The 6386-nt window shown below is 57.0% G+C and carries 5 protein-coding genes; 1 reads left to right on the top strand and 4 read right to left on the bottom strand.

Features of this window, described 5'->3' with window-relative positions:
* Positions 1-237: 237 nt before the first annotated feature.
* The 4 genes from argB to coaBC all read right to left on the bottom strand — a co-directional run bounded on the left by argB (position 238) and on the right by coaBC (position 5560).
* Entirely contained in the window at positions 238-1143 is a 906-nt protein-coding gene (gene argB / locus QN378_RS17160) for an acetylglutamate kinase (RefSeq protein ID WP_322206143.1), read from the bottom strand.
* Between the two features lie 28 nt (positions 1144-1171).
* Positions 1172-3775, bottom strand: a complete 2604-nt coding sequence (locus QN378_RS17155; protein ID WP_416350625.1) for a phosphomannomutase/phosphoglucomutase — start codon at positions 3773-3775, stop codon at positions 1172-1174.
* Positions 3776-3889: 114 nt separating this feature from the next.
* Positions 3890-4345, bottom strand: coding sequence for a dUTP diphosphatase (dut, locus tag QN378_RS17150; RefSeq protein ID WP_322206145.1), 456 nt, complete (start codon positions 4343-4345; stop codon positions 3890-3892).
* Positions 4346-4351: 6 nt separating this feature from the next.
* On the bottom strand, positions 4352-5560 hold the full coding sequence (coaBC, locus tag QN378_RS17145) for a bifunctional phosphopantothenoylcysteine decarboxylase/phosphopantothenate--cysteine ligase CoaBC (RefSeq protein ID WP_322206146.1): 1209 nt from the start codon (positions 5558-5560) through the stop codon (positions 4352-4354).
* A 132-nt stretch (positions 5561-5692) separates the two neighbouring features.
* On the opposite strand from coaBC, the gene radC reads away from it, so the two are divergent.
* Positions 5693-6367, top strand: a complete 675-nt coding sequence (gene radC, locus QN378_RS17140; RefSeq protein WP_322206147.1) for a RadC family protein — start codon at positions 5693-5695, stop codon at positions 6365-6367.
* Positions 6368-6386: the final 19 nt, after the last annotated feature.

The following is a 6386-nucleotide window of genomic DNA, read 5'->3' as shown; positions in this document are numbered from 1 at the left end:
CTTTGATGCTTAGGGTGAAGGTCGGGTAAGTGGTCTGAGGCATTGGCAGAGTCTCCGCATCAAAAGATGCGGCAACTCTGCAGGACTGAATCGGCGACGCCTATCGGGCGCATCCCACGCGTTGCGTAGGACATGTCCTGCGCACAAGTAAGGTTGGTCTTACGGATTTCGGTCGACAAAAAAGCCCCGTCCCGGCATAACCCTGGACGAGGCTTCTGGTCTCAACCAACTAACCCATCAATGACGCTTGCGATTGGTAATCTGAGTGCCCACGCCGCTGTCGGTAAAGATCTCCAGCAACACGGCATTTGGCACGCGGCCGTCGATGATGTGCGAGCTGTTGACCCCGCCCTGAACCGCTTCCAGCGCGCAGCGAATCTTCGGCAGCATGCCGCCGTAGATGGTGCCATCGGCTATCAGGTGGTCCACTTGCTCGGTGGTCAACCCAGTCAGTACTTCACCCTGTTTGTTCATCAAGCCAGCGATGTTGGTCAGCAATATCAGCTTTTCGGCCTTGAGGGCTTCGGCTACTTTACCGGCCACCAGATCGGCGTTGATGTTGTAAGACTCGCCGTCTGGACCGACACCAATCGGTGCGATGACCGGGATGAAATCACCCTTGACCAGCATGTTCAGCAGGTCGGTATTTACGCCGACAACTTCGCCGACCTGGCCGATGTCGATGATTTCTGGTTTGGTCATGTCAGGCGTCTGTCGGGTAACCGTGAGTTTGCGCGCACGAATCAGCTCAGCGTCTTTGCCGGTCAGGCCGATGGCGCTGCCGCCATGGCGGTTGATCAGGTTAACGATGTCTTTGTTGACCTGGCCGCCCAGCACCATCTCCACGACGTCCATGGTTTGCGCATCGGTCACACGCATACCGTCGATGAAGTGGCTTTCGATCGACAGTCGCTTGAGCAAGTCGCCGATCTGCGGGCCGCCACCGTGAACCACTACCGGGTTGATGCCGACCGCTTTCATCAGCACGATGTCGCGCGCAAAGCCGGTTTTCAGCTCGTCGCTTTCCATGGCATTGCCGCCGTATTTGATCACCAGCGTCTTGCCAACGAATCGGCGAATGTAAGGCAACGCTTCGGACAAAACCTTGGCGACGTTGGCAGCGGCATCACGTTCGAGGGTCATTCAGGGCTCCAGTGAGACTTAGGGTCGGTCAAAACGGTAATTCTAGATCAGGTGCGACGTTCTTTAGTTGGGCATGAAACACGTCTTTGATTCGTTGCAGTTCAGCTTCGGTATCGGCTTCGAAGCGCAATACCAAAACCGGCGTGGTGTTCGAGGCACGCACCAGACCCCAACCTTTCGGGTAATCCACGCGGACGCCGTCGATGCTGGTCAGCTTGGCTTCTTGGCCCCACTGAGCGTCGCGTTGCAAGGTTTCAATGATGCTGAACTTGGTCAGGTCAGTCACATCGATATTGATTTCCGGGGTGGAAATATCGTTCGGAAAGGTGGCGAACACTTCGTCTGCGGTGCCTTTTTCCTGGCTGAGGATTTCCAGCAGACGCGCAGCGCTGTAAATACCATCGTCAAAACCAAACCAGCGCTCTTTGAAGAAGATGTGGCCGCTCATTTCACCGGCCAGCAATGCGCCGCTCTCACGCATTTTCTTTTTGATCAGCGAGTGACCGGTTTTCCACATCACCGGGCGGCCGCCGTATTCAAGAATCAATGGCGTGAGGCGTCGGGTGCATTTGACGTCAAAAATGATATCGGCACCAGGATTGCGGGACACCACATCCTTGGCAAACAACATCAGCAAACGGTCAGGAAACACGATGGCCCCGGTGTTGGTTACGACCCCAACGCGATCACCGTCGCCGTCGAACGCCAAGCCCAGGTCGGCCCCGGTTTCTTTAACTTTGGCGATCAAGTCAACCAGGTTTTCCGGTTTGCCTGGATCGGGGTGATGGTTCGGGAAGTTGCCGTCAACATCGCAAAACAGCGGGATGACTTCGCAATTCAGAGCTTCGATCAACTGCGGAGCGATGACGCCCGCCGCGCCGTTGCCGCAATCGACCACGACTTTCATGCGCCGGGCGAGCACTACGTCTTTAGTGATTTCCTTGAAATAAGATTCAAGGATTTCGATCTTTTCGACGTTGCCCGTGCCCGTGGTCAGGTCGTTGGTTTTTAGGCGGGTATGCAACGCCTGGATCTGTTCATTGGCCAAGGTGTCGCCAGCAATGACGATCTTGAAGCCGTTGTAGTTTGACGGGTTGTGGCTACCGGTCAGCATGACCCCCGATTTACCTGCCAGCACGTTGGCGGCGTAGTAAAGGGCCGGAGTTGGCACGAGCCCGATGTCGCTGACATGGCAGCCGCTGTCATATAAACCCTGAATCAATTGCTGTACCAGCTCAGGTCCAGACAAACGGCCGTCGCGGCCTACAGATACGTGGGGTTCATTCTTGGCCAGGCTTTCTGAGCCGATTGCGCGCCCGATCCAGTAAGCTGTTTGTGCGCTAAGGGTTTCGCCAACAACGCCGCGAATGTCGTAGGCGCGGAAAATGCTGTCAGGAAATGCTGGAGCTACGGTTGCTAGGCTGCTCATGATCTGGGGGTGCTCCATTCTCAGGAAGTCCTGGTTTTCGTCGAGGATGTCGATATCGAGAATATCGGTGTCTTGGAACAGCGGATCAACCCACTCGGCATGCAAGGCCTCGGTTTGGGTCGTCGCTGCGGCATTCACTGTCTCAGAGCTGGCCTTTGCGTTTGAGGTCTCTTGAGCTGCGTTTGCCCCTATCACCGGAGAGGCGCTGCGCATCGAAAATCGCGCAAGACTCTGCGCAAGGCCATTTAGCGCTGGAAGACTCAAGCCGAACGCTTTGACGGCTTTTCCGCCCGAGAGTTCTTGAAGCAGTTGGTCTAACTGTCGGGCATCGGCACTAATGCGTCGGTGCAGTGCTCTATCATTAAGATATAGCCCGAACGCTGCGCCGATAAACGCAAGTACCACGGCCAAGCACAACATTAACCATGGCGTCCCTACGTCGAGTGCCGGACCTGCTGAGAATTCAAGCTTCCAGTTGAGCTGACCGGTGTCGAACATTTGCGCTGCACCAAAAGGTTGGCCGCGCAGTAGCAAGACCTGCCCAGGACCGGAGCCGAATTGCTGGGTCACTTTCACCTCACCGACCTCGGCAGGTAGCATTGGCAAAGCGTTTAATACCCGTTGCAGATCGAATGCCAGTAGCAATGTGCCGGTGACGGGGGCATTCGGGGTAGCGCGCAGCGGGGCTGCACTGTAAACCAACCACCGGTTACCTATTTTGTGCGCCTCGGGCGGCGGAGTCTGGCCTTGGGTAGTTTTGTTGAGCATGTCCAGCGTGGCGAAACTCACTGGCACCGGACCTTGCGTGTTCACCTCTGTCAAGCCCGTATGACTGAGTCGAGCCCCGACCACACCGCTGCGAAAACTCAACTGGGTTTGGGCGTCGCCGATCGCAGAGACATCGTTACTTTGCAGTACCTGAGTCAGCTTGCCATCAAGCGCGGCGGCCTGGGTTTCTGCATTCAATTGCTTAAGCGCCGCGCCGAGTGCTGAGGCTTGGCTTGAGCCCCAAGCTTCGCCAGGCTGAGGTTGCTGCTGGGAATGGTTGGAAAGCGCCCACCACAGCAGCACGCTGGCGGCGATCAAGCCGATGACCACCGAAACAAGACCAAGTGAAAAAAACCGTGGGCGAGCCATTAACGGATCATCGATTACGGGATTCGAGGTGCCGCTTGTTTTGGCTCTACGGTTAAGACCCTTCAAATAACCTCTCCCCCATATTCAACCTGAATGGCAACGTATTGTTCCTGATCCGATTTCGCGCAGTGCGATCCGCAAGCGATCGGGGCAAGCTCAAGTGGTTATCTAGCCAAGCTTTTAGTGGCTGCCGGAATGTCCGAAGCCGCCCGCGCCGCGCTGGCTTTCGTCGAACTCGTCTACCAGCTCGAAGTGGGCCTGGACTACAGGCACCAAGACTAACTGAGCAAGACGTTCGCCCACGGACATCTTGAAAGCAGTTTGGCCCCGATTCCAGCACGAAACCATGAGCTCCCCTTGGTAGTCGGAGTCGATCAAGCCGACCAGATTGCCCAGCACAATGCCGTGCTTATGACCCAGTCCGGAGCGGGGCAAAATCAGCGCTGCCAAGCCTGGGTCACCGATGTAGATCGACAGGCCAGTGGGGATCAATAAGGTCTGACCTGGTTCTATGACAGTGTCTTCCTTAAGCATTGCGCGCAGATCAAGACCTGCGGAGCCTGTGGTGGCGTACGCGGGAAGAGGGAAATCACTGCCAATGCGTGGGTCGAGGATTTTGGCTTGTAGGGCATGCATACGTAATTAAACCTGGTTCAGACGGTCGGCGATGAAGGTGATCAGCTGGCGGGCAATCTTGCCTTTACTGGTCTGAGCAAAAATAGTTTCGTGCAGCGCACGGTCGATGACGCTGCACGCATTTTCTTCGCTGTTAAAGCCGATGCTGGGGTTGGCAACATCGTTGGCGACGATCAGATCAAGGTTTTTGTCCTTAAGCTTACGGGCGGCGTAGTCGAGCAAATGTTCGGTTTCGGCAGCAAAGCCGACACTGAAGGGGCGGTCCGGGCGGCCCGCAATGGTCGCGAGAATGTCTGGGTTACGAACCATCTGCAACAGTAAGCCGTCGCCGGTGGCGGGGTCTTTCTTGAGTTTATGCGGCGCGACGACTTCTGGCCTGTAATCCGCCACGGCAGCAGAGGCGATAAACAGGTCGCAGGGGATCGCCGCCTCACAGGCAGCGAGCATGTCGCGGGCACTGACCACGTCGATTCGGGTGACGCGATCAGGCGTTTGCAGGTTCACCGGGCCGGTAATCAACGTTACGCGGGCGCCCGCTTCGACTGCCGCTTCAGCTAAGGCAAAACCCATCTTGCCCGAGCTGTGGTTGGTGATGTAACGCACAGGATCGATGTTTTCCTGAGTCGGGCCGGCGGTGATCAAGACATGTTTGCCGGTCAACGATTCGCGGCGGAAACATTCAGCGGCGCACAGCGCGAGGTCATTGGCTTCGAGCATCCGGCCAAAACCGACATCACCACAGGCTTGGCTGCCTGAGGCCGGGCCGAACATACGCATGCCGCGATCTTCGAGTAGCCGGGTATTGGCCTGGGTGGCCGGGTCGCGCCACATTGCTTGATTCATCGCAGGTGCCAACGCAACCGGGGCGTCAGTTGCCAGCACGACAGTGGTCAAAAGGTCATTGGCCAAACCTTGGGCCAAGCGTGCAATAAGGTCCGCCGTGGCGGGCGCAATCAACACCAGATCGGCCCATTTCGCCAGTTCGATATGACCCATGGCAGCTTCAGCGGCCGGGTCTAGCAAGTCCATGTGCACGGGATTGCCGGACAAAGCTTGCATGGTTAGGGGGGTGATAAATTCACTGCCGCCGCGGGTCATGACAACACGCACTTCCGCGCCCTGATCGAGTAACCGACGGACCAGTTCGGCGCTCTTGTAGGCAGCAATGCCGCCGCCGACGCCTAGAACAATGCGTTTCCGATACAGCCGCTGCATAGGCCTGCCTTTTAGTCGAGTGATCGCAACGGCGATGACGCCTCCCCAGGCCAAGTCGCCGCGCAAAAAAGATGGGCTAAGATAGCACAGCGACCGCACCGGAACAGCGGGGCCCACACACATGGAGGTGTTATGAGTATTCGAGATTGGCCCGTGGCGGAACGCCCACGGGAGAAGCTGCTTGAGCTGGGTTCGGCAAGTCTTTCTGATGCTGAGCTGTTGGCCATATTTTTACGCACCGGCGTGACCGGAAAAAGCGCTGTGGACCTTGCCCGACACTTGTTGAAGCAATTCGGGAGCTTGAGAGCGTTACTGGAAGCGGACCTTAAAACCTTCAGCCAGGAGCTGGGATTGGGGCCCGCCAAGTTCGCGCAGTTACAAGCGGTGATAGAAATGTCCCGGCGGCACATGGCTGAGCGCCTGAAGCGTGACCCAAGCCTGCACAATCCTCGGGACGTGCGCGAATACCTGAAGGCGATGGTGAGGCATGAGCCGCACGAGGTCTTCGGGTGTCTGTTTCTCGACGCCAAGCATCGGGTTTTGGCGTTCGAGGTGTTGTTCCACGGCTCTATTAAGTGTGCCGAAGTTCACCCGCGCCAGGTGGTCAAGCGCTCGCTGGCGAACAACGCGGCGGCAGTCATTCTGTGCCATAACCATCCATCAGGCATCACCGATCCCAGTCAGGCAGATCAAAACCTGACCGTACTGTTGAAAAAGGCGTTGGGATTGATCGACGTTCAAGTGCTCGATCATTTCATCATCGGTGACGGTGAGCCGCTGTCCATGGCGGAAGCCGGTTTGATGTGACGCCCTCAGGCCGCGCTGG

This window comes from Pseudomonas sp. 10S5 (genome assembly GCF_035019745.1).
In the GTDB taxonomy this organism is placed as follows: domain Bacteria; phylum Pseudomonadota; class Gammaproteobacteria; order Pseudomonadales; family Pseudomonadaceae; genus Aquipseudomonas.
The sequence above is the reverse complement of the archived record's forward strand: the minus strand, read 5'-3'. Positions and strand labels throughout refer to the sequence as shown.

Bases quoted from the DNA above. Each gene is read 5' to 3' on its own strand.
- argB (WP_322206143.1), bottom strand. From the start codon at position 1,143: ATGACCCTCGAACGTGATGCCGCTGCCAACGTCGCCAAGGTTTTGTCC.
- dut (WP_322206145.1), bottom strand. From the start codon at position 4,345: ATGCATGCCCTACAAGCCAAAATCCTCGACCCACGCATTGGCAGTGAT.
- coaBC (WP_322206146.1), bottom strand. From the start codon at position 5,560: ATGCAGCGGCTGTATCGGAAACGCATTGTTCTAGGCGTCGGCGGCGGC.
- radC (WP_322206147.1), top strand. From the start codon at position 5,693: ATGAGTATTCGAGATTGGCCCGTGGCGGAACGCCCACGGGAGAAGCTG.